The 22,130-nt window shown below is 75.5% G+C and carries 16 protein-coding genes and 1 pseudogene; 7 read left to right on the top strand and 10 right to left on the bottom strand.

The window, feature by feature from the left end; genetic code table 11:
• Nucleotides 1-76 precede the first annotated feature (76 nt).
• On the top strand, nucleotides 77-3,919 hold the full coding sequence (locus tag ACH4ZX_RS12155; protein ID WP_398271321.1) for a S8 family serine peptidase: 3,843 nt from the start codon (nucleotides 77-79) through the stop codon (nucleotides 3,917-3,919).
• A gap of 39 nt (nucleotides 3,920-3,958) precedes the next feature.
• On the opposite strand, the gene ACH4ZX_RS12150 is transcribed toward ACH4ZX_RS12155, so the two are convergent.
• From ACH4ZX_RS12150 to ACH4ZX_RS12140, 3 genes are all read right to left on the bottom strand, one after another.
• On the bottom strand, nucleotides 3,959-5,323 hold the full coding sequence (locus ACH4ZX_RS12150; protein ID WP_398271319.1) for a carboxyl transferase domain-containing protein: 1,365 nt from the start codon (nucleotides 5,321-5,323) through the stop codon (nucleotides 3,959-3,961).
• Nucleotides 5,316-6,770, bottom strand: coding sequence for an acyl-CoA synthetase (locus ACH4ZX_RS12145; protein WP_398271317.1), 1,455 nt, complete (start codon nucleotides 6,768-6,770; stop codon nucleotides 5,316-5,318). Before ACH4ZX_RS12145 ends, ACH4ZX_RS12150 begins: the two co-directional genes overlap by 8 nt.
• A gap of 122 nt (nucleotides 6,771-6,892) precedes the next feature.
• A complete protein-coding gene (locus ACH4ZX_RS12140) occupies nucleotides 6,893-8,041 on the bottom strand; it encodes a MerR family transcriptional regulator (protein WP_398271315.1) in 1,149 nt (382 codons plus the stop codon).
• 135 nt (nucleotides 8,042-8,176) lie between these two features.
• On the opposite strand from ACH4ZX_RS12140, the gene ACH4ZX_RS12135 reads away from it, so the two are divergent.
• The gene (locus ACH4ZX_RS12135) at nucleotides 8,177-9,046 is read left to right on the top strand and encodes a RimK family alpha-L-glutamate ligase (protein WP_398271313.1); all 870 of its coding nucleotides are present in this window, start codon (nucleotides 8,177-8,179) and stop codon (nucleotides 9,044-9,046) included.
• A gap of 18 nt (nucleotides 9,047-9,064) precedes the next feature.
• Here the strand turns inward: ACH4ZX_RS12135 and ACH4ZX_RS12130 are convergent, their stop codons facing one another.
• Complete coding sequence (locus ACH4ZX_RS12130; protein WP_398271601.1) at nucleotides 9,065-9,673, bottom strand: hypothetical protein; 609 nt, start codon at nucleotides 9,671-9,673, stop codon at nucleotides 9,065-9,067.
• A gap of 205 nt (nucleotides 9,674-9,878) precedes the next feature.
• Between ACH4ZX_RS12130 and ACH4ZX_RS12125 the strand changes: the two genes are divergently transcribed.
• The gene (locus ACH4ZX_RS12125) at nucleotides 9,879-10,652 is read left to right on the top strand and encodes an IclR family transcriptional regulator (RefSeq protein ID WP_398271311.1); all 774 of its coding nucleotides are present in this window, start codon (nucleotides 9,879-9,881) and stop codon (nucleotides 10,650-10,652) included.
• The gene (locus tag ACH4ZX_RS12120) at nucleotides 10,649-11,500 is read left to right on the top strand and encodes an SMP-30/gluconolactonase/LRE family protein (RefSeq protein WP_398271309.1); all 852 of its coding nucleotides are present in this window, start codon (nucleotides 10,649-10,651) and stop codon (nucleotides 11,498-11,500) included. Before ACH4ZX_RS12125 ends, ACH4ZX_RS12120 begins: the two co-directional genes overlap by 4 nt.
• Nucleotides 11,501-12,226: 726 nt before the next feature.
• Here the strand turns inward: ACH4ZX_RS12120 and ACH4ZX_RS12115 are convergent.
• The 6 genes from ACH4ZX_RS12115 to ACH4ZX_RS12090 all read right to left on the bottom strand — a co-directional run bounded on the left by ACH4ZX_RS12115 (nucleotide 12,227) and on the right by ACH4ZX_RS12090 (nucleotide 18,614).
• On the bottom strand, nucleotides 12,227-13,714 hold the full coding sequence (locus tag ACH4ZX_RS12115) for a pyridine nucleotide-disulfide oxidoreductase (RefSeq protein WP_398271307.1): 1,488 nt from the start codon (nucleotides 13,712-13,714) through the stop codon (nucleotides 12,227-12,229).
• 60 nt (nucleotides 13,715-13,774) lie between these two features.
• Nucleotides 13,775-14,962 (bottom strand): MAB_1171c family putative transporter, encoded by a 1,188-nt coding sequence (locus tag ACH4ZX_RS12110; RefSeq protein ID WP_398271305.1) that lies wholly within the window; start codon nucleotides 14,960-14,962, stop codon nucleotides 13,775-13,777.
• Nucleotides 14,959-16,128 (bottom strand): MAB_1171c family putative transporter, encoded by a 1,170-nt coding sequence (locus ACH4ZX_RS12105; RefSeq protein ID WP_398271304.1) that lies wholly within the window; start codon nucleotides 16,126-16,128, stop codon nucleotides 14,959-14,961. The genes ACH4ZX_RS12110 and ACH4ZX_RS12105 overlap by 4 nt, the downstream gene beginning before the upstream one ends.
• Nucleotides 16,125-16,607: a toxin gene (locus ACH4ZX_RS12100; protein WP_398271302.1), complete on the bottom strand. Its 483-nt coding sequence runs from the start codon at nucleotides 16,605-16,607 to the stop codon at nucleotides 16,125-16,127. The genes ACH4ZX_RS12105 and ACH4ZX_RS12100 overlap by 4 nt, the downstream gene beginning before the upstream one ends.
• A 55-nt stretch (nucleotides 16,608-16,662) precedes the next feature.
• A complete protein-coding gene (locus tag ACH4ZX_RS12095; protein ID WP_398271599.1) occupies nucleotides 16,663-17,901 on the bottom strand; it encodes an MAB_1171c family putative transporter in 1,239 nt (412 codons plus the stop codon).
• Between the two features lie 65 nt (nucleotides 17,902-17,966).
• Nucleotides 17,967-18,614 (bottom strand): toxin-antitoxin system, toxin component family protein, encoded by a 648-nt coding sequence (locus ACH4ZX_RS12090; RefSeq protein ID WP_398271301.1) that lies wholly within the window; start codon nucleotides 18,612-18,614, stop codon nucleotides 17,967-17,969.
• Nucleotides 18,615-19,140: 526 nt separating this feature from the next.
• Here ACH4ZX_RS12090 and ACH4ZX_RS12085 point away from each other — a divergent pair.
• From ACH4ZX_RS12085 to ACH4ZX_RS12075, 3 genes and pseudogenes are all read left to right on the top strand, one after another.
• A complete protein-coding gene (locus ACH4ZX_RS12085; protein WP_398271299.1) occupies nucleotides 19,141-20,661 on the top strand; it encodes an alpha-N-arabinofuranosidase in 1,521 nt (506 codons plus the stop codon).
• Nucleotides 20,662-20,747: 86 nt separating this feature from the next.
• A pseudogene (locus ACH4ZX_RS12080) lies at nucleotides 20,748-21,095 on the top strand (RrF2 family transcriptional regulator); the annotation flags it as partial.
• A 123-nt stretch (nucleotides 21,096-21,218) separates the two neighbouring features.
• Nucleotides 21,219-22,130 (top strand): sulfite exporter TauE/SafE family protein, encoded by a 912-nt coding sequence (locus tag ACH4ZX_RS12075; RefSeq protein ID WP_398271297.1) that lies wholly within the window; start codon nucleotides 21,219-21,221, stop codon nucleotides 22,128-22,130.

Genomic DNA, 22,130 nt, shown 5'->3' with positions numbered 1-22,130 from the left:
TGCCAGACGTTTTCCGTCGTCGCCGGTCAACTCCTCGGCGGCGCAAGCCACATGACGCGCGACGGAAGAGGCCTGGATGAGCAGAGGACCGGTCAGACGCGGGGCGACCCTCCTGTCCGCCGGGCTGGTGCTGGCCCTGTTGCCGACGGCACGGGCGGCCGGGGAGACCGGCACACCGCCCCCCGCGCACCCCGTCCACCACGCGGCCACCCGCACGGGCTCCCACCCGGTCACCCGCACGGGCTCCCGCCCGGTGACCCGCACGGGCTCCCGCCCGGTGACCCGCACGGGCTCCCGCCCGGTGACCCGCACGGGCTCCCGCCCGGTGACCCGTGCAGTGGCCCGGACCGTGACCCTGGTGACCGGCGACAAGGTGACCGTCACCGACCTCGGGAACGGCCGTCGGACGGTCGCCGTCGCGCGGCCCCGGGGCGCCGTCGGCGCCGTGCGGACGCGGGTCTCCGACGGGCGGATCACCGTCGTACCGGACGAGGCGCTGCCGTATCTGCGGGCCGGCACCCTCGACCCGCGGCTGTTCGACGTCGACGGGCTGTTGCGGCAGGGGCTCGCCGACGGCCGCACCGGCGAGCTGCCGCTGATCGTGACCTGGGACAAGGGCGCGCGGGCCGTGGTCCCGCACGGCGCCGAGCGGACGCGGACCCTGCGCAGCGTGCGCGGCATGGCCGTCGCGGCGGAGAAGGGGCGGACGTTCTGGCGGGCCGTCACCCGGCGGGACGGCGGCAAGGGCGTCAGCGGCCTCAAGGGAGCCGAAGGCGTCAGCGGCATCAAGGGAGCCGAAGAGGGCATCAAGCGCGTCTGGCTCGACGGGCGCGTGCGGGCCGACATGGCCGAGAGCAACGCGCAGATCGGGTCGCAGGCCGCCTGGGACGTCGGGCTGACCGGCAAGGGCGTCACCGTCGCCGTGCTGGACAGCGGGGTCGACGCCGGGCATCCCGACCTCGCCGGGCGGATCTCCGTCAGCAGGAGCTTCGTCGGCGGGGAGGACGTCGCCGACCGCTACGGGCACGGCACGCACGTCACGTCGGCCGTCGGCGGCAGCGGGGCGGCCTCCGACGGCAGGGAGCGGGGCGTCGCGCCCGGGGCCCGTCTCGCCGTCGGCAAGGTGCTCGGCGACCAGGGCTCGGGGAGCGAGTCGCAGATCATCGCCGGGATGGAGTGGGCCGCCCGTGACGTGCGCGCCCGGATCGTGTCGATGAGCCTGGGCTCGACCGAGCCGAGCGACGGCACCGACCCGATGTCCCAGGCCCTCGACACCCTGTCCCGGGAGACCGGGGCCCTCTTCGTCGTCGCCGCGGGCAACACCGGCGCGCCCTCCTCCATCGGCTCGCCCGGCGCCGCCGACGCCGCCCTCACCGTCGGGGCGGTCGACGCGGCCGACCGGCCGGCCTGGTTCACCAGTGCCGGACCGCGCGCCGGCGACAACGCCCTCAAACCCGACCTGTCCGCCCCCGGCGTCGGCATCCTCGCCGCCCGCTCCTCCCTCACCGGCGGCAGCGGCTGGTACACCTCCATGAGCGGTACGTCGATGGCGGTGCCGCACGTCGCCGGCGCGGCCGCGCTGCTCGCCGAGGAGCACCCCGGCTGGACCGGAGCCCAGCTCAAGGACGCGCTGATGTCGACCTCCCGGCGGCTCGACGCCGACGCCGACGCCGACACCGACGCCGACGCCTACCGGTCGGGCGCGGGCCGGGTGAGCGTGCCGGACGCGGTCACCGCGGACGTCACCGCCACCGCGAACGCCGACCTCGGCTTCCGGCGCTGGCCCTACGACGCCGGCCCGCCGGTCACCCGGACCCTCACCTACACCAACTCCTCCGACCACGACGTCGAGTTGAGCCTCGCCGCGCAGGGCGCCCCGGACGGCGTCGCCCGGCTCGCCGACACCGCCCTGACCGTGCCCGCCCACGGCACCGCCGCCACGACCGTGACCGGGGACGTCTCCAGGGCGCCGGTCGGCGAGACCAGCGGGCAGATCGTCGCCTCCGCCGGCGGGACCCCCGTCGCGCACACCGTGTTCGGGATGGTCAAGGAGGACGAGCGGTACACGCTCACCGTCCACGTGACGGACCGGGACGGCGCCGGTACCGCCGCCGACGTCACCGTGCAGCCGCTCGCGCCGGGCGCCGACGCCCAGCAGGCGCACGCCGACGGCACCGGCACCCTGCGCCTGCGGCTGAAGCCGGGCACGTACAGCCTGACGTCGTTCCTCGACGTGCGCGGCGCCCACGGCGCCGACTCGCTCGGGCTCGGCTTCCTCGCCGCGCCGGAGGTCGTCGTCGACCGGGACCGCGAGGTCACCCTCGACGGACGCCGGCTGCGCGAGATCAGGGCCGAGGTGCACCGGCGCACCGAGACCCGGCAGCTGCTCATGGAGTACGACCGCGCCGCCGACGGCGTCGACCTGTCCGGCGCCGTGCTGGTCCCCGTCACCTACGACAGCGTCTTCGCCGCGCCCACCGGGAAGGTCACCTGGGGCACCTTCGAGTACCGGACGGTGTGGCGGCTCGGCAAGCCGCTGCTCGAGGTGGCGGGCGTCGACGACGCCGTCGTCCAGGCCGGCGGCACCCTCATCGAGGGGCGCACCACGCTCCCGCTGGCCGACGTCGGCGACGGCCCCTTCACCGGCGTGCGCGGCAAGGCGGTGCTGGCGCACCTGGCCGACGGCGCCGACCCGGCCGCCCTCGCGCAGGCCGCGCAGGACGCGGGCGTCAGGGCGCTGTTCGTGACGGACGACGCGCCCGGCCGGCTCCAGACGTGGTGGGGCGCCGACGACAACACCGACCGGCCGCTGCAGATCGCCACCGTCGGTCTCGCCGACGCGGCCCGGCTGCGCGCGGCGGGCCGCGTCGAGATGACGGGCACCCGCGACACGCCGTACGTGTACGACCTCTCGCAGGGGCACGCACAGCAGATCCCGGACGGCGACCTCACCTACCGGCCGGGCCCGCGCGAACTCGCCGTGCTGAGAACGAGGTTCCACGCGGCGAGGCCCATGAGCGGCAGCGAGTTCCGGTACTCGGTCACCGGCACGTTCCCGGTCGGGCTCGGCTTCCAGGAGCGGATCGACCTCCCCGCCGAGCGGACCGACTACGTGTCGACCGGGCCGGGCCAGCGGTGGCAGGAGTCCGCCACGGCCGGCGACGGGGCGCTGGAGGAACGCGGCGCAGTCGTCGCCCACCGCGGCGGGTCGCACCGCACGCTCGACTGGTTCGCGCCCGTGTGGCACCCGTGGCTGGGCGGCGCGACCGGCCAGGGGCAGCAGCGCACCGGCGGCCGGCTGACGTTCGACCTCCCCGGCTGGGGCGACTCCGGGCCCGACCACACCGGCCTCGGCAACGTGTGGAGCGACGACTCCGGGATGTCCCAGTGGACGGAGGCCGGCCTGGACGGCGTACCGGCCGACCGGCGCAGGGGCTCGGGCGCGTACGTGACGGACGCGCCCGCCGAAGAACACACCTACCGGGTCGTCACCGGCACCGCCCTCGACGCCGCCCGCTGGGGACGGGCCACCGAGGGCCGCTCCGAGTGGACCTTCAGGTCCGCGGCCCCGCCCGGCGGCGGCCCGGTCACCCTCCCCCTGATCAACCTCGGCTTCGACGTCCCCACGGACCTCGCGGGCGACGTGCCGGGCGGCGGGCGGGTGCCGGTCGGGATCTTCGCCCGGTACGTGGAGGGCGCGCAGGACACCGGGACCATCGGCGGCGGACGGCTCGAGGTGTCGTACGACGACGGGCGGACGTGGCGGACGGTGGCCCTGAAGCGGTCCGGGGCCTCGTGGCGGGGCGCGCTGACCGTGCCGCGCGGTGCCGCCCACGTGTCGCTGCGGGCCTCGGCGCGCGACGACCGGGGCGGCTCGGTGACGCAGCAGGTCATCCGGGCGGCCGGGGTGAAGCGGTGACCGGGGCGAAGCGGGCCGCCGGACGCGGGCGCCGCCGACTCACCCGGCTCCCTCGGCTCTCTCCGCTCCCTCGTCCGGACGGGAGACGCCCCGGATCACTCCCAGCTCCACCAGGTCCTGGGGCCGGATGCGGAGCTGGTCCGCCGTCGGCTCCGCCTGCGCCGGAGGCCGCTTCAGGATCGCGGCGGCCGACTCCGGCGCGATGACGGAGAAGTAACTGTCCGGCGTGGCATACGTGTTGCCCGGCGCGGCCAGCGCCAGCGCCCCGCCGGAGCCGCCCTCGCCGATCACCAGCGTGGTCACCGGCGTGCGGGCGGCCGCCACCGCGCCGAACAGGTCCGCGATCGCCGCGCCCGCGCCCTCCCGCTCCGCCCGGGCGTCGTTGGCCGCGCCCGGCGTGTCCACCAGGGTCAGCACCGGTATCCCGAGCCGGTCCGCGAGACGGATCAGCCGGGCGGCGGTGCGGTAGCCGGCGGGCCGGGTCGCGGTGCCGGTCTGGGCGGCGTAGGCGACCGTACGGCCCTCGTGCTCGCCGAAGCCGCACAGCATGCCCGGGTCGGTGCCGCCGCAGCGGTCGCCGCTGATCGCCGCCCGCCGCGTGAAGCAGGCGTCCAGGTAGGCCTCGGCGCGCGGGCGTCCGGGGGAGCGGGCGCGCCGCACGGCCTCCCAGCCGGTGGCGGGCAGGTCACCCGCGCCGAGGGCGGGCGGCACGGGGGCCCGCGGCGCCGGTGACGTCAGCAGCCGCAGCCACAGCCCCAGCGTCTCCCGCAGTTCCCCGGGCCGCACCAGCGCGTCGGCCGCGCCCGCCGCGACCTGCGCCTCGGCCGTGTACGCGGCCGGGTCGGCGTCCGCCGGGCGCACCCGGGAGCCCGCGAAGCCGACCTGGGCGCCGGGCAGCGCGAGGACGACGTCGGCGCCCGCGCCGAGCGTGGCCCAGCCGCCGCCCGTCGTCGGGTCGCGCACCACCGCGATCTGCGGCAGCCCGGCCCGCCCGGTCAGCACCGACTGCCGCGCCACCCGCTGGAGCTGGCCGAGCGCGAGCATGCCCTCCTGCATCCGGCTGCCGCCGGTGGCGACCAACGGCACGACCGGAAGCCGGTGTTCGCGCGCGTAGGTGTACGCCGCCGTCAGCCGGTCGCCGGTGCGCTCGCCGAGCGAGCCGCCGAGGTAGCCGAACTCGAACGCGATCAGCACGGCCCGCGTGCCCGCGACGCTCGCCGTGCCGCACACGACGGACTCCTGCTCGCCGGTGCGCTCGGCGGCGTGGGCCCGGGAGGCGTCGTAGCCCTGCCAGCCGAGCGGGCCGTCGGGCTCCGACCGCCTTGCCGGGTACGGGAGTTCGGCGAAGGTGGAGTCGTCGGTGACGAGGGCCAGGATCTCGCGCGCGGAGTGCCGCTCAGTCACGGGACAGCGACCGCTTCATGATCTTCCCCATGTCGTTGCGGGGCAGCGCGGCGAGATGGTGCACCACCCGAGGCCGCTTGTGCGGGGCGAGCCGCCGGGCCACGTGATCGGCCAGCTCCTCCGCCCCCGGCGGCGCCTGCGGGTCCGCCGGGACGACCCACGCCACGATCCGCTCGCCCAGATCGGGGTCCGGCTCGCCGGTCACCGCGGCCTCCCGCACCCCCGGATGCTCCAGCAGCGCGTTCTCGATCTCACCCGCCCCGATCTTGTAACCCCCGCTCTTGATCAGGTCGGTGGCCTTGCGGCCGACGATGCGCACGTACCCGTCGGGGTCCCGCACCGCCATGTCGCCGGTGCGGAACCAGCCGTCCGCGGTGAACGCGGCCGCGGTGGCGTCCGGCCGGTTGAGGTACCCGGTGAACAGGTTCGGCCCGCGCACCTGGATCTCGCCCACGGTCTCCCCGTCCAGCGACGCGATGACCGACCCGTCCTCCTCCACCAGCCGCAGCTCAACGCCCGGCAGCGGCACGCCCACCGTGCCGGCCCGCGGCTCGCCGTCGGCACGGACGCTGGTGTTCATCAGCGTCTCCGTCATGCCGTACCGCTCGATGACCCGGCGTCCGGTCGCGGCGGCGATCCGCTCGTGGTCGTGCACCGGCAGCGCGGCGGAGCCGGAGACCAGCAGCCGCGCCCCGCCGAGCGCCTTGACCAGCTCCGGGTCGTCGGGCAGCGCCTGCGCGATGCGGTGGTACATCGTCGGCACCCCGAACAGCATGGTCGCGCCGTCGTTCAGCTCCCGCGCCACGCCCTCCGGGCTGAACCGGCCCAGGTGCCGCACGCTGCCGCCGCGCCTGAGCGGCCCCAGGACGCCCAGCACCAGCCCGTGCACGTGGAACAGCGGCAGCCCGTGCACCAGCACGTCGTCGCCGGTCCACTGCCAGGCGCCGGCCAGCGCGTCCAGGGTGGTGGCGAGCGCGCGGCGGGGGATGACGGCGCCCTTGGGCGGGCCGGTGGTGCCGGAGGTGTAGACGATCAGCGCCGGGTCCTCGGCGTCGGCGTCGGCGTCGGTGGCGGGGGCGGCGGGCCCGGTGTCCCGCACGTCGACGTCGACGCGGGTCACGCCCCGCAGCGGTGGCGGGAGTTCGTCGCCCGGCGCGGCCAGCACCAGCTCCGGCGCGCTGTCGGCCAGGATGTGCCCGAGTTCCTTCTCGCCCGACTTCGGGTTCAGCGGCACGGCGGCCGCCCCGGCCTCCAGCACCGCCACGACGGCCACCGCGGTCTCCAGCACCGGCGTCGCCCAGACGGCGACCCGCCCGCCGCGCGGGAGCCGCGCCGCCAGGGCACCGGCCGCGCCGGCGAGCCCGGCGTACGTCAGGGACCGCTCACCGAAGCACAGGGCGGGGCGCTCGGCCGGTCCGCCCGTCAGGGCGGGAAAAAGAGAGGACACGCGGCGCACTCCTTGTCGTCGGTGATGTCGGTGACGTCGGTGGCGGGGGCGCCGGGGACCGCGTGGGACCGGAACGCCACCCCTGTTCCTACACCAGGCGCCCTACCCGCCCGCAGCGCCCCTCAGGCTGCCGTCTCCACCACATCCGCCACCACACAGCTCACGTTGTCCGGGCCGCCCGCGCTGTTCGCCGCGTCGACCAGGGCGCGTACGGCAGTGTCGGGGGCCGGGCAGGAGCCGAGCAGGTCGCGTATGCGGGCGTCGGGGACGACGGCCGTGAGGCCGTCGGAGCAGAGCAGGTACCGGTCGCCGGGTGCGGCGTCCCGCAGTTTCAGGTCCGGGACGCCGGTCGTCAGGGCCTTCAGCAGCAGCGCCCGCTGGGGGTGGGCCGCGGCCTCCTCCGGCGTCAGCCGGCCCTCGTCGATCATCGACTGGACCACCGTGTGGTCGTGCGTGACACGGAAGAGGGCGCCGTCGCGCAGCAGGTAGGCGCGGGAGTCGCCGATGTGCACCAGGGCGAGGCGGGAGCCGGTCAGGAGCAGGGCGGTGAGGGTGGTGCCGGTGTCGCCGGCGCCGTCCGCGGCGTCCCGCACCGCCTCGGTCGCCTCCCGGACGGCGTCGTCCAGCACGCCGAGGACGTTGCCCGCAGGCAGTTCCCGCGCGTCCAGGAAGCGCAGCGCCTCGACCGCCGCGCCGCTGGCGGGCGCGCCCGCCGGGCCGTACCCGTCGGCGACCGCGAGCAGCCGCGCGCCGGCGTACGCGGTGTCCTGGTTGGCGGGGCGGACCCGGCCGGTGTCCGAGTGGGCGGAGTAGCGGAGTTCCAGCATGGTGGTGTCCTTCCCGGGCTGTCCGGACTTCCCGGACAGCCCTGGCTGTGGTAGCTGTGGTGGCTGTCCTGGCTGTGGTGACCGCTCGGAGGACCCGGCGCGTCCTGCCAGGTGGTCGACGAGGAACGCGGCCAGGTCCCGCCGCACCGCCGTCTCCCTCTCGACCCCCGCCCAGTAGGCGCGGATCTCGCGGCCCGCGGCCGCCGGATCGCGGGAGCACAGGTCGCACACCTCGCGGATCCGGGCCAGCGGCATGCCGAGCCGCCGCAGCCACGCCACCAGCCGCGCCCGCTCCAACTGCCCGGCCGCGTAGTACCGGTAGCCGGTGTACGGGTCGACGCGCGCCGGACGCAGCAGGTCCAGTTCGTCGTAGAGCCGCAGTGCCTTGGGGGACAGCCGGCACGCCTTGGCGAACGCGCCGATCGTCAGCATCTCCCTGTGCATCCCTGTGCGTCCCTCCCGTCTTCCGCCACCGATGCTGGGGCTTCCCCGAAGGGGAGGGTCAAGCGCGCTGGCCCGGTCGCCGGTGCGCTGGTTAGCCTCGGGCGGTTCGCGTCCGCAGCAGAACGGAGTCCCGCCGTGCCCCGAGTCGCCCTCGTCACCTACGACCCCGGGCCGGAGACCAGCCGGGACCGGGACCTGCCCGTGCTGGTGGGCGCGCTGCGCGCGGCCGGCGCCGCCGCGGACGCCGTCTTCTGGGACGACGCGTCCGTCGACTGGGCCGCCTACGACCTCGCCGTCATACGCTCCACCTGGGACTACAGCTGGCGGGCCGCCGAGTTCACGGCGTGGGCGGACCGGTGCGCGAAGGCCACGCGGCTCGCCAACCCGGCCGAGGTCGTGCGCTGGAACACCGACAAGCGGTACCTGGGCGACCTCGCGGCGGCCGGTGTGCCCGTCGTGCCCACCCGCTACCTCGCCCCGGGCGACGCCCCCGCCCTCCCGGACGGCCACGAGTACGTCGTCAAGCCCACCTCCGGCGCGGGCGCCCGCTACGCCGCCCGCTACACGCCCGGCGACCACGACACGGCCGTACGGCACCTCGCGCACCTGCACGAGGAGGGGTTCACGGCGATGGTCCAGCCGTACATGCGCGGCATCGACGCCGGCGGTGAGCGGGCCCTGCAGTTCTTCGGCGGCCGTCTCCTGCACGCCAGCCGCAAGCGCGCCGTGCTAGCCCCCGGCACCGCCTACGACGCCGAGAAGGTGCCGCATCCCGGCCTGGAGCCGTGGACACCGACGCCGGCCGAGCTCGCCGTCGCCGAGCGCGCCCTGGCCGCCGTGCCGCACACGGCCGAGGTGCTGTACGCGCGCGTGGACCTCGTCGACGGGGAGGACGGGGAGCCCAGGGTGATGGAGCTGGAGCTGGTCGAGCCGAACCTGTTCCTCTTCCTGCACCCCGGCTCGACGGCGGCCGTCCGGGACGCGATCCTGGCGGCCGCGCGGTAACCCCCGGGGGCCGCCGGTTCAGCCGGTGACGGCCGTCCGCTGGAGCAGGCCCCAGGTGAACTTGGCGACCACCTCCCGCCGCGCTCCTCGCGCGTCCGGGGCCGTGAAGGCCAGGCCCCAGCGGGTCGGGGCGGTGCCCTGGAGGGGGCGGGCGGGGGCGAAGGCGCGGGCCGCCTCGTCGACCGTGCAGGACCAGGGGGTGAGGTCGTCGAGGGTCCGCAGGTCCGGGCCCGCGGCTCCCGGGGCGCGGATCAGCCACTCGTTCCAGACCGTGCCGTCCGGGGCGAGGAGGACCTCGAAGCGCAGGTCGGGCCAGAGCGGGACGGGCCACAGGCGGGCCTCGCAGTCCAGGTCGCCGACCGTGCGGGTCAGCGTCGCCTCGGGCTCGCCCAGGACGGCGCGGTACCGGGCGGCGGCGCCGCGCGCGTGTGGCGAGTGCAGCATGGCCTGCCAACGCCTGTTGGCCTCCCGCATGTCGGCGACCGACGCGCCCAGCGCACGGCGGGCGTCCTCGACCGGACCGGGGTTGTGGTCGGCCATGCGGCGCAGCAGGACCAGCTGGAAGTCCAGCGGGGTGAACGGAGTGAACGGGCTGGCGGGGCGCTTTCCGGACGGCATGCGCCCCATGGTGGCCCACGGCGGGCCCGCCGGGACGGCGGCCGTCCGTGACACGGCGCACTGGGCAGACGGTATGGCCCACCGGGCGGGGGAGGTGGTGTGTGCAGCACCATTGCCCGGTCAAACCGACTTTGACTAGCCTGTGTTCGTCATGCCGATCGTCTGTTGAAATTTCGAACACAGACGCCCAGATAATCAAGGGAGGGGGCCGGTCGTGGGACGCCTAGTACCTGCCGTGACCCGGGCTCTCGACATACTCGAGCTCTTCCTCGACGGGGACGGGACGCTCTCCGCCCCCGACATCGTGCGCAGGCTGCAGCTGCCGCGCACCACTGTGCACGAGCTGGTGACCACGCTCGCCGCCCGGTCGTACATCGTGCCGGTGCCGGGTCAGCCCGGACGGTACCGGCTCGGGGTACGGCCGTACCAGCTCGGCAGCCGGTACGCCGAGCAGCTGGACCTCGCCGCCGAGGGCCAGCAGGTGGCCCGGTCCGTCGCCGAGACCTGCGACGAGACCGTGCACGTGGCCATCCTCGAGGGCACCGACGTCATCTACATCGCCAAGGTGGACTCCACCCACGCGGTGCGCATGGTGTCGGCGGCCGGCCGCCGACTGCCCGCCCACTGCACGTCCGTCGGGAAGATGCTGCTGGCCTCCCTTCCGGAGCAGGACCTCGCCGCCCGCATCCCGGACGGCGCCGACCTCGTGGCGATGACGCCGAACAGCATCACCGACCCGGTCGCCCTGCGCGAGACCCTCGCGCGGATCCGGGAGCGGGGCATCGCCGTCGAGAACCGCGAGTCCAACCCGGACGTGAGCTGCGTCGCCGCCCCGGTGCGCGACCGTGCCGGACGGGTCGTGGCCGCCCTGTCCATCTCCGTGCCCATGATCCGCTGGAGCGACGAGCGCCGCGCCGAGCTGGAGCAACTCGCCGCCAAGGGCGCGGCCGAACTGTCGGAGCGCCTCGGACACCGGAGTGTGGCATGACGTACACGTACGAGGTCGCCGTACTCGCCGAGGCCGCCCTCGGCGAGGGGCCCACCTGGGACGCCGACGGCGAGCGGCTGATCTGGGTCGACATCCTCGGCTCCCGGGTGCACACCTACGCCCCCGCGACCGGCCACCGCGGCGTGCGGGTCGTCGAGCAGCACGTCGGCGCCGCCAAGCCGCGCGCCGGCGGCGGGCTCGTGCTGAACCTGCGGGACGGGGTGGGGCTGGTCGATCCGGACGGCGCCTTCCGCTGGCTGCACCGCGAGGCCGTCCCAGGCCGCCGCGGCAACGACGCCGCCGTCGCCCCCGACGGCTCCCTGTGGGCCGGCACCATGCGCTACGACGAGGCCCCCGGCGGCGGCACGCTGTCCCGCGTCACCGGGGACGGCACCGTGCGGGCGGTGCTCGACGACGTGGCCGTCAGCAACGGCATCGGATGGAGCCCCGACGGGCGGCTGATGTACTACATCGACTCGCCGACCCGCCGTATCGACGTCTTCGACCACGACGGCGACGGCAACGTCACCGGCCGCCGGACGCTGGCCCGGATCGAGGACGCCGCCGGGTTCCCGGACGGGCTCACCGTCGACGCCGACGGATGCGTGTGGGTCGCCCTGTGGGACGGCGCGGCGGTACGCCGGTACACGCCCTCCGGCGAGCTGGACCGCGTCGTCGAACTGCCGGTCCCGCGCCCCACCGCGTGCGCCTTCGGCGGCCCCGGCCTGACCGACCTGTACATCACCACCGCCCGCACGGGCCTGACCGCGCCCCTGGCACTGTCCGGCTCCCTGCTGGTGGTGCCGGACGCGGGCAAGGGCCTACCGCAGCCGCCCTTCGCGGGGTGACCCGAACGCGAGAGGGATGAACGGGCCGTGCGTGTCCGCCCGCCGGGCCGTGCGTGTCCGCCCGCCGGGCCGTGCGTGTCCGCCCGCCCTCCGCGCCTCCGGGTAGCCGGCCCGCGCGGGTCGGCACCTGCGGGTCTGCCTTCGCGGGCCGGCCGTCGGGCCCCGGCGGTCTCCCCGCGGCACCGGGGTCCGGTCCTCGGGGTCCGGTCCTCGGGAGTCGGTGTCCGGGTCCGGGCGGGCGTCCTCGCGGCACCGGGATTTCCGGCCCTCGGGCTCGGCCTTCGCGTCCCGCCGGCACCGTGCGGCCCGCTCTCACGGGCATGCCTGCCGACGCCGCTGTGCGGCCTGCTCTGGCGGGCGTGCTTGGTCGTCGGCACCATCGGCGTCGGCAAGTCCGAGCTGCTGCAGACGATCGGTCCCGTGTGCGGGCGTACCGGCGACACTGCGCGGCCTGCCCTCGCGGGCCTGCTCGGCCGCGGGCGTCCCCGCAGCACCGCGCGGCAGGCTCCGGCGCGGCAGGCTCCCGTGGGGGCCGGCTCTCGCGGGCCGGGGAGGAACGGCCCCGCCACATGGAGCGGCCCGCGTCCCCGTGTGTCCCCACGCGGCCCGCGTCCCCACGCGGCCCGCGTCCCCACGCGGCCCGCGTCCCCGCGTGGCTCCGCGTCCCCGCGCGGCCCGCGTCTCCGCTGCCGCCGGCCCGCGTCTCCGCTGCCGCCGGCCCGCGGGTCACTCCGTCGTGTGGTCCAGGACTCGGAGGATCTTCTGCTCGGCCTCCGTCAGTGGGGGTCTGGGTGCTGGTGGGAGGAGGGGGCCGTTGAGGGTGGCGAGGAGGGTGCCGGGGCGCAGCAGGCGTGCCGGGCCCGCGGTCAGGCTCGTGACGTCCCACAGGGCGGCCGCCGCCGGGTAGGAGCCGGTGGCCGCCTTCGTCAGGCGGCGCGAGTACGCGGTGACCAGACGCTCGGCCGGTCCTCGTCGCCCGCCCCGCGAGCCCGGGTACCAGATGTCCTGGCCGACCGCGACGGCCCACGCGGCCTCCACCGGTCCGGCGACCCCCCGCTGCACCCGGCGGGCGAGCCCCGGCGCGGTCGGCCCCGCCTGCCGCAGCTCCTCCCGCAGCACCCGCGCGCCCAGCGCGGCCACCGACATGCCCTGACCGTAGGCCGGGTTGAAGGTGGCCAGCGCGTCGCCGAGCACGACCAGGCCCTCGGGCCAGTCCCGCGCCTTCTCGAGGTAGCGCCGCACATTGCTGGTGCTGCGGCTGAGGTGGATGCCGGTGAGGGGTTCCGCGCCGGATATCAGCCGGCCCACGATCGGGTCGGGCAGGTCCAGCGTGTAGCGCAGGAAGCCCTCCGGGTCCGCCGGGGGCTCGCCGCCGCGCGTGCCGCCCAGGCTGACCATCCAGCGGTCGCCCTCGATGGGCATGACCATCCCGCTGCGCCCCGGCCGCCCGACGTACGGATCGGACTGCACCATCGTCAGCGGGAACCGCTCCGCGCCCGCGGGCGTGCGGTAGATCCGGGTGGCGTTGACCAGACCGGCGTCCACGGTCCGCTCGCGGATGCCCGAAACGCCGAGCGCGTCCAGCCACCTGACGACGCGCGAGCCACGCCCGCTCGCGTCCACCACCAAGTCGGCCACCAGGTCGGCCGCCAGCTCCGCCCCGGCCCCGGCCCCGGTCCCGGCCGCCAGCTCCGCCCCGGTCCCGGCCCCGGCCCCGGTCCCGGCCCCGGTCCCGGCTTCGTTCCCGTCCGCCGCGACGCGGACGCCGTGGACGCGCCGTGCGCCGCCCAGCAGTCCCACCGCGTGGGCCTTGAGGATGTCGGCGCCGGTGCGCTCCCGCACCACCTCGCGCACCACCCAGTCCAGCAGCGCCCGGCTGCAGCTGATCATGCGGGGCCCCGGATGGCGCCAGCGCCGGAACCAGCCCTCGGGCGTGCGCACCACCATGTCCTGGCCGAGCGAGATCTCCCGGGCGCCGCGGTCGAGCAGGCGCCGCCGCAGGTCCGCGCCCGGCAGCAGCTGCTCCATCGCCGCCAGGCCCCCGGCCATCAGGAGGTGGGCGTGGCGCCCCTGCGGAAGGCCCTTGCGGTGCTCCGGCCCCTCGGGCAGGTCGTCGCGGTCGAGGACGATCACCTCGTCCACGGCGGGGGACACCGCCGCCGCGGCCAGCATGCCGGCCAGGCCGGCACCGATGACGACAGCTCTACGCGACATGGGGCTCCTCGCACTCGGCGACGGGGACACACGGTCCACGGGTTTTCGGCCACCGGGCAATCAGCCGGGGGCGGCCTTCACGGTACCTTCACCCGCCGTGCGGACGGCGGGAGTTGTGGCCAGGGCCGGCGCCAGGGCCTGCGCCAGCTCCACCAGCCCGCCCGGGCCGGGGACCTCCGTGGCGTGCAGGCGGTACGCGCTCGGCGTGCCGGGCGGCTCCTCGCGCGCGGCGGCCCGGCGCGCCGCGTCGGCCACCATGGCCGCCTCCGCCGCCACCCGCGCCTCGTGCGGCGGCCGGCCCGCGCGCACGGCCGCGGCGCGGGCCCGCTCGCGCACCCGGTCGTCGAAGTAGGGGGCCAGCGCCAGCAGGGCGTCGTGGATGGACACCTCCCGCCACTGCAGCCGGGCCAGCGGCGGCTGCCACCAGGGGGCGGGCGGTTCGGGCGCGGTGGACACGGACCGCACCAGGGACCACAGCGGGCCCAGCCGCCGGTGGTCGCCCAGGCTGTGCCAGTGGGCGGCGAGGCCGGGCAGCACCCTGGGCAGCACGAAGCCGGCCGCGGTGACCAGTCCGGCGAGCGATGCCAGCGGCGGGGCGAGGTCCGTGGAGAGGAAGTCCAGGTCGTGGCCCGTCCAACGTGCGGTCACGGCCGTGTACTTGGCGAGCTGGAAGCCCGCCCCGTCCAGCAGCGCGCCGATGAGGATCAGCCGCAGCCCGGTCCTGAGCATGCCGGTCACCTCACGGGCCCACCGCACGCACACCACGCACAGCGCGACGACGGCCGCGGTGTGCCCGAGCAGGTACAGCAGGATCATCTCCCGCATGTACGGCGTGTTGGCGTAGTAGGTGTCCAGGTCCCGCAGCCGCTCGGCGGGCGCGTCGGCCCGGGCGAACAGCACCACGATGGCGGCGATCAGCAGCCCGTAGGCGGCGACGCAGCCCAGCGCCGTGCGGCGGACCCGGACGCGCGGGCCGCCCCGCCAGTTGACCAGCAGGATGAACAGGGAACAGCTGTAGGCGGAGAGCATGCCGTACGTCAGCGGGGCGCCGAAGTTGGCGACGCCGGTGAGGTCGTTGACGGCGGCCAGGGTCAGCGGCGCCGAGCAGACGAAGACCAGCGCGCCGAGCACCACGGCCGCGCAGGTGGACAGGGTCAGGCCGTCGAACGCGGCACTGCGCGGGCGGCGGCACAGCAGCCCGGAGGAGACGGCCAGGGCGCAGGCGGCCAGGTACACCACGAGGCTCATGCGGTGCCCGTCGGCGTGGCGCCGCGGCACAACCGGGCCGCGGAGACGAGGGGCGAGCCGGCCAGCGCGTCGGCGATGCGGACCAGGGCGGCCGGCTCGGGCGCCGCGCCCGGCAGCCACGCGGCGGCGTCCGGCAGCACCCGGTCGGACTCGTCGCGGACGGCGGCGGCGATGACCGCCGCCCACGCGGTGGCCTCGGCCCGCGCCGGGTCGCCGGTGGCCCGCAGCACGGCCTCGTGCGTACGGTCGTACAGGGACCGGTCGAAGTAGGGGTCCAGGTGGCTCAGGCCGTTGTGGATGCTGGTCTGCCGCCACACCAGCAGGGTGATGGGGGAGGCCCGGCGCGGGCGCGGCAGCCGCAGCGCGCGGCGGGTGAGGACGCCGTCCAGCTCCCGTTCGAGCGGTTCGAGACGCACGTAGGCCTGCCAGGACCGCTGCCACTCCGTCAGCCGCGGCCCGGCCAGCGGGATCAGCACGCCGACCACCGTCAGCAGGGCGCCGAGCCCGGCGGCGGCCGGGGAGACCCGGGTGCCGATCACCGACCAGTCCCGCCCGCTCCAGCGGGCCGCCACGGCCGCCAGCTTGGACACGCTGTACCCGGCGTTGCACAGCGTCCCCACGCCCAGTGTCAGCAGGCTGGCGCGCAGCCAGCCGTCCACCTCGCGGGCCCAGCGCAGCGACGACACCAGGGTGACGCCGGCGGCGGCGAGATGGCCGGCCAGGTACAGGACGATCATCTCGGCGATGTAGGGGGTCGTCGCGTAGTAGGTGTCCAGGTCGGTGCGGCGCTCCACGGGGGCGTCGCCGAGGGCGAACGTCACGGCGATGCCGAGCAGGACGAAGGTGTAGCAGACGACCCAGCGCCGCGCGGTGCGGTGCACGTGCGGCCCGCCGCGCCAGTAGACGATCAGGACCTGCGCGGCGGCGCCGTAGGCGGTGATGGAGGCGTACGTCAGCGGCGCGGCGAGGTTGGGCACGTGGCTGACGCCGTTGACGTACGCGACCGTGGGCGGCGCGCCGAGGAAGAAGCACAGGCCGGCCAGGCCCAGCACCCCGCAGATCGCCCGCAGGTACGGGTCGTGCCGGTGGCGCAGCAGGTCCGGGGCCTTGACCACCAGGCCGAGCCAGAGCGCGCCGCAGCTGACGTAGTTGATCGTGCCGTTCACCGGCGCCTCCCCCGGTGGTTGAGCGCGGCCCCGATGCGGCCGGCGAGGTCCGGGGGGTCGTCGCCGCGGGCGGCGAACACGGAGTCCTCCGACGCCTCCAGCCAGGTGCGCAGCCGGCGGCCCATCAGCATGCCGAACCGGTCGGCCTCCTGCTCCTCGGCGAGGCTGAAGTCGGTGCGGGCCGCGCTCGCGGCGCCGCGGTTCATGTGCCACACCTCGTGGCAGAAGATCACGAGCTGGTGCCAGGGCGCGGCCCGCCGGTCGACGACCACGTCGTCGTGCGTCTCGCGCTCCAGCCACAGCCCGCTGGCGGTGTGCGGCGGGAAGACGGCCCGGTGGACGACGACCTCACGGCCGCGCCAGGCGCTGACGGAGGCGACGAGTGCGGCGAGCAGGACCTCGGGGTCGGCGGGGACCGGAACGCGTATGGGGTCGACGAGGGCGTCGGCGAGGCGACGCATCTCCCTGTTGGTCCGCACCACGACAGACTCTCAGATGTCCCCGTGATCCGTGCAGTCCTTCGCGCCTTCCGCCTCATCGGGGAGGGGTCCGGCCGCCGGCCACGCGCACGCCGCCGTCCCGGGTGCGGGCGCGCACCGCCAGCAGGTCGTCGGTGCGGCGCAGGGCCCGGGAGACGGCGCAGATCTCGCGCAGCAGGTCCGTGGTGTCGGGGTCGTAGCCGGGTTCGCAGCCGCCCTCGTCGCCGTCCGGCCGGCGTCGGGCCTCGACGGCGTCCTGGATGGCCAGCGCGGACGCGAGCGCCTTGGCCCGGCCCGGCTCGTGACCGAGGGCGAGCGCGGCCTCGTACGACCGCTGCCGCCGGTCGTCGTCGAGGTGGCGGGCGAGCGGGAGCAGCACGTCGCGGATGAACGTCTCCCGGCGGATCAGCCGCAGCTCCGGAGTGGAGCGCAGCACGAACGGGACGCCGCTGCCGTTGGCGGTCCGCATCAGCAGGTACAGGGGCCGCAGTTCGTGGTGGGCGAGCCGCACCCGCCAGCGGTCGTGCAGGTACTGGCCGGCGTGCGGGAGGATGAACCCGACCGCGATGAGGATGGCGGACAGGCAGGCGATGGGCGGTGCGACGCCGGTGCTGAGCCAGTCGAGCTCGCGCCCGGCCCAACGGGCCGCCACGGCGGTCAGCTTGGCCGCGTCGAACAGCAACTGGATGGCGTAGCCGACGCCGAGGAACTTCAGCCCCCAGCGCAGCCAGGCGTCGAGCCCGTCGGTGCGCACCCAGTTCCAGATCAGGCCCGAGGTGATCACGGTGGCCACGGTGTGCGCGAGGAGATAGAGCAGGATCATCTCGCGCATGTACGGGGTGTCGGCGTAGTACGTGTCCAGGTCGCGCAGCCGCTCCACGGGCGCGTCGGCGAGGGCGAACAGCACCCACAGCGCGGCGATCACGCCCGAGTAGACGGCGAGGACCCAGCGCGTGGCGCGCACCGTCTGCGCGGAGCGGTCGGACAGTCCGTTGCGCCAGGCGATGATGAGCAGCAGACACGATCCGCCGAACGCGGTCAGCAGCGAGTACACCCAGGGCGCCGAGATGTTCGGCACGCCCGTGACCCGGTTGACCAGGGCGATGGTCGAGGGCGCCACGAACACGAACACCGAGCAGGCCAGCACCAGCAGGCCGCCGACGGCGCGCAGCATCGGGTCGGCCCACAGCCGGATGATGGTGGGCAGCTTGATCGCCAGGGCGGCGGTCAGCACCCCGGCCGGGATCCACCAGAAGGACGGGTAGAACTCGCTCACGAACCCCGTCGGCGTCAGCGCCAGTTGGGCCTTGACGGGGGCGAACGTGGCGGTGGCGAGGGCCACGGGGGCGAGGGCGGCGGTCACCGTGCCGTTCCTGCCGACCCGCGGGGGTCGCGGTAGCCGAGGGACCGCTGGAGCGGGCCGGGGGGAGGGCCGGCGGGGCGCGGGGACAGCAGCGGCCGCAGCACGGCGGCGAGCCGGTGGCCGAAGTCGTCGGCGGCGGCCTCGTCGGCCGCGCGGGAGCCGTCGCGCGCGGCGACCGACAGCGCGACGTCGTGCCAGTCGGCCCGCTCGGTCAGCGCGCCGTCCTGCCAGTCGCTCCGCTCGGCCAGCGCGCCGGCCGCCGCGGCGCCGGCCGGGTGATGGTGGTCGTGCCCGGCGTGCATGTGCCACAACTCATGCCCCAGGATGACGAGTTGCTGCACCGCCTCGGCCCGCTCCTCGACGATGACCAGGTCGAAGTCCGGCAGCTCCACCCACAGCCCGGTCACCTCGATCTCGTCGGGGAACCGCTCGAAGCGCAGTTCGATGGGGCGCCCGCCCCGGCGCGCGCTCATCTCCGCGCACAGCGCCCGGCACAGCTCGCGCGCGTCGGCGGGCGGGCGGGGTCCGGCCCACAGCGCGGATGCGAGGCCGTCGGTCAGCTCGCGCATCCTGGAGAACTCCCGCGAGCGGTGCCGCCAGGCGGAGATCCGGGCCGCCTTCCTCCGTGCGCCCGCGATGTCCATGACTCCCCCTCTCGCCGCCGCACAGCAGGCCGTTCGAGATTACGCGGCCGGTCGGGCCCCCGTCATGTGAACGTGTGCCGTCAGCCACCCGGCGGACGCCGCCGTGGCTGGAAAGTCCCGTCCGGACCATTGACTGGCGAGCGCTTACTCCTTACGGTCCCGTTCGAAGTTACGGGCATGTTTCGACATATCGAACAGTGAGGGTGGAGGACATGGGACGATCCGACCCGAACCGCGGGCCCTCCACGGGCGGACGCGGAGGGCCGCTCGTCGCGGCCGGCTCCGGCGCCGCCGCACCGGGCACCGGCCCCGGCGCTCCCGCCGCGGGCGCCACGGGAGGCCGGTCCCGCGCCGCGGAAGCGCGCTCGGCCGGCGCCGGCCCCGACTACGGCGCGATTCCGCTCCCGCCCGCCGCCGCCGGGCAGGCCGCCCGCGCGGAGTCCCTCCCCTTCCCCTGCCGCACCGCCACCAGCACGTCCTCAGGCAACTCCCGTTCCGAAGGCAACTCCCGTTCCGAAAGGCACCCATGACCGAGAGCACCGCCCGCTTCACCCTCGACCCCGCCTTCACCGTCGGCGAGGTAGACCCCCGACTCTTCGGATCCTTCGTCGAACACCTCGGCCGCTGCGTCTACACCGGAATCTTCGAACCGGGTCACCCCACCGCCGACGAGGCGGGGCTGCGCGGGGACGTGCTCGGCCTGGTCCGCGAACTCGGCGTCACCGCCGTGCGCTACCCCGGCGGCAACTTCGTCTCCGGCCACAAGTGGGAGGACTCCGTGGGCCCGGCCGACAGCCGCCCCCGCCGCCTCGACCTCGCCTGGCACTCGACGGAGACCAACCGCTTCGGCCTGTCCGAGTACATCGGCTTCCTGCGCAAGATCGGCCCGCAGGCCGAGCCGATGATGGCCGTCAACCTGGGCACCCGCGGTGTCGCCGAGGCGCTCGAACTCCAGGAGTACGCCAACCACCCCGGCGGCACCGCCCTGTCCGACCTGCGGGTCGCGCACGGCGACGAGGACCCCTTCGGCATCCGGCTGTGGTGCCTGGGCAACGAGATGGACGGCCCCTGGCAGACCGGCCACAAGACCGCCGAGGAGTACGGCCGGGCCGCCGCCGAGACCGCCCGCGCCATGCGCCAGCAGGACCCCGGCGTCGAACTGGTCGCCTGCGGCTCCTCCAGCCAGTCCATGCCCACCTTCGCCGCCTGGGAGGCGACGGTGCTGCAGGAGACGTACGACCTCGTCGACTACATCTCCCTGCACGCCTACTACGAGCCCGTCGACGGGGACGTGGACTCCTTCCTCGCCTCCGCCGTCGACATGGAGTCCTTCATCGAGAACGTGATCGCGACCTGCGACCACGTCGGCGCCCGCCTGAAGTCGAAGAAGCGGATCAACCTCTCCTTCGACGAGTGGAACGTCTGGTACCTCTCCCGCTGGCAGGAGCAGGAGGGCACGTTCGAGCAGGACGACTGGCCCGAGGCGCCGCGCCTGCTGGAGGACAACTACAGCGTCACCGACGCCGTCGTCTTCGGCTCGCTGCTGATCGCGCTGCTCCGGCACGCCGACCGGGTCACGGTCGCCTGCCTCGCCCAGCTGGTCAACGTCATCGCCCCGATCATGACCGAGCCCGGCGGCCCCGCCTGGCGCCAGACGACCTTCTTCCCCTTCGCCCAGGCCTCCCGGTACGGCCGCGGGCAGGTCCTCGACGTCCGCGTGGACTCGCCGACGTACGAGACGCAGAAGTACGGCGAGACCGCGCTGCTGCACGCCACCGCGGTGCGCGCGGAGGACGGCACGGTCACCGTCTTCGCCGTCAACCGCGGCCGCGCCGAACCGCTCCCGCTCGAAGTCGCCCTCGGCGGACTCGGCCTGACGTCCGTCGTCGAACACAGCGCCCTCGCGGACGACGACCCGGACGCGCGCAACACCCTCGACGACCCCGAGCGCGTCACCCCGCACCCGGTCGAGGGCACCACCCTGCGGGACGGCACGCTCACCGCCGTACTGGAGCCGCTGTCCTGGAACGTGATCCGCCTGGCCTGACCGCTCACACCCGACCGCTCACCCCCGGCCGCTCGCCCCCGGCCGCTCACCCCCGACCGCTCACCCCCGGCCGCTCACACCCGAGCCCGCACAAGTTCCTGGAGGGCATCCTCGGAGACCTCCGCCGCGCCGGCGTCGTCGACAGCCGGCGCGGCGGAGGCGGGGGTTACCGGCCGGCCCGGGAGGCCTCGGCGATCACGGTCGCGGACGTGATCCGGGCGGTCGACGGCCCCATCGTGTCCGTGCGCGGGGTCCGTCCGACCGGCCTGTCCTACGCCGGTTCCGCCGAGCCGCTGCTGCCGCTGTGGATCGCGCTGCGCACCAACGTCCGCCGCATCCTGGAGGGCGTCACCATCGCCGACCTCGCGGCGAACGCGCTGCCGGAGCCGGTGAAGGAACTCGCGGCGGAACCGGCGGCCTGGGAGAACCCGTAGGGGCCCGTAGGGACCACGGCATTTCACAGCGACTCTCAGGGTCCCCTCAGCCTGATGCCCTAGCGTCCCGCCCTGTTCATCCCTACCCACCCGGTAGGAAATACAGGGAAGGCGGGACCGCCCGTGCGGACGCTGCTACTGCTCGCCCTCGCGGGCCTGGGCGCCCAGCTCGTGGACGGCAGCCTCGGCATGGCGCACGGCGTCATCTCGACGGTCCTGCTGCTGGCCCTGGGCACCAGCCCGGCCGCCGCCTCGGCCGTCGTCCACTTCGCGCAGATCGGCACCGGCCTGGTCTCCGGCGCCTCGCACGCCCGCTTCGGCAACGTCGACTGGAAGGTCGTGGCCCGGATCGGCGTCCCGGGGGCGGTGGGGGCGTTCGTGGGGGCGATGGTGCTGTCGGGCATGTCGACGGCGCTCGCGGCGCCGGTGATGGCGGTGATCCTGCTCGTCCTCGGCTGCTGCGTCACCTGGCACTTCACCGTGCGCGGGGTCTCCCGTGACCGGCTCGGCCGCCCCCTCGGCAAGCGGTTCCTGGTGCCGGTCGGCCTGGCCGCCGGGTTCCTCGGCGCCACCGGAGGGGGCGGCTGGGGGCTGATCGGCACGCCCGCGCTGCTGGCCAGCGGCCGGCTGGAGCCGCGCAAGGTGGTCGGCTCGGTCGACGCGAGCAAGGCGCTGGTCGCCGTGGCCGCGAGCCTGGGCTTCCTGTTCTCCCTCGGCTCGCACGGCGTCGACTGGTCCTGGGTGCTCGCCTTCCTGGCCGGCGGCATGGTCATCGCCCCGCTGGCGGCCTGGCTGACCCGCTTCGTCGCCCCGCGCGTCCTGGGCTCCACGGTGGGCGGTCTGATCGTCCTGCTCAACGCCCGCACGCTGCTCGCCGACGGCCGGCTCGGCCTGCCCGGCACGGCCGTCGCGTCCGTCTACGCCGTCCTGTGCGCGCTGTGGGCCGCCGCCCTGGCGTACTCGGTCCGCGCCCACCTCAAGGAGCGGGGAGCGCGGACCGAGCCGGCCGCGGAACGGCAGCCCGTCACGGCGTGA

The organism is Streptomyces sp. NPDC020490 (assembly GCF_044335305.1).
In the GTDB taxonomy this organism is placed as follows: Bacteria; Actinomycetota; Actinomycetes; order Streptomycetales; family Streptomycetaceae; genus Streptomyces.
The sequence above is the reverse complement of the archived record's forward strand: the minus strand, read 5'-3'. Positions and strand labels throughout refer to the sequence as shown.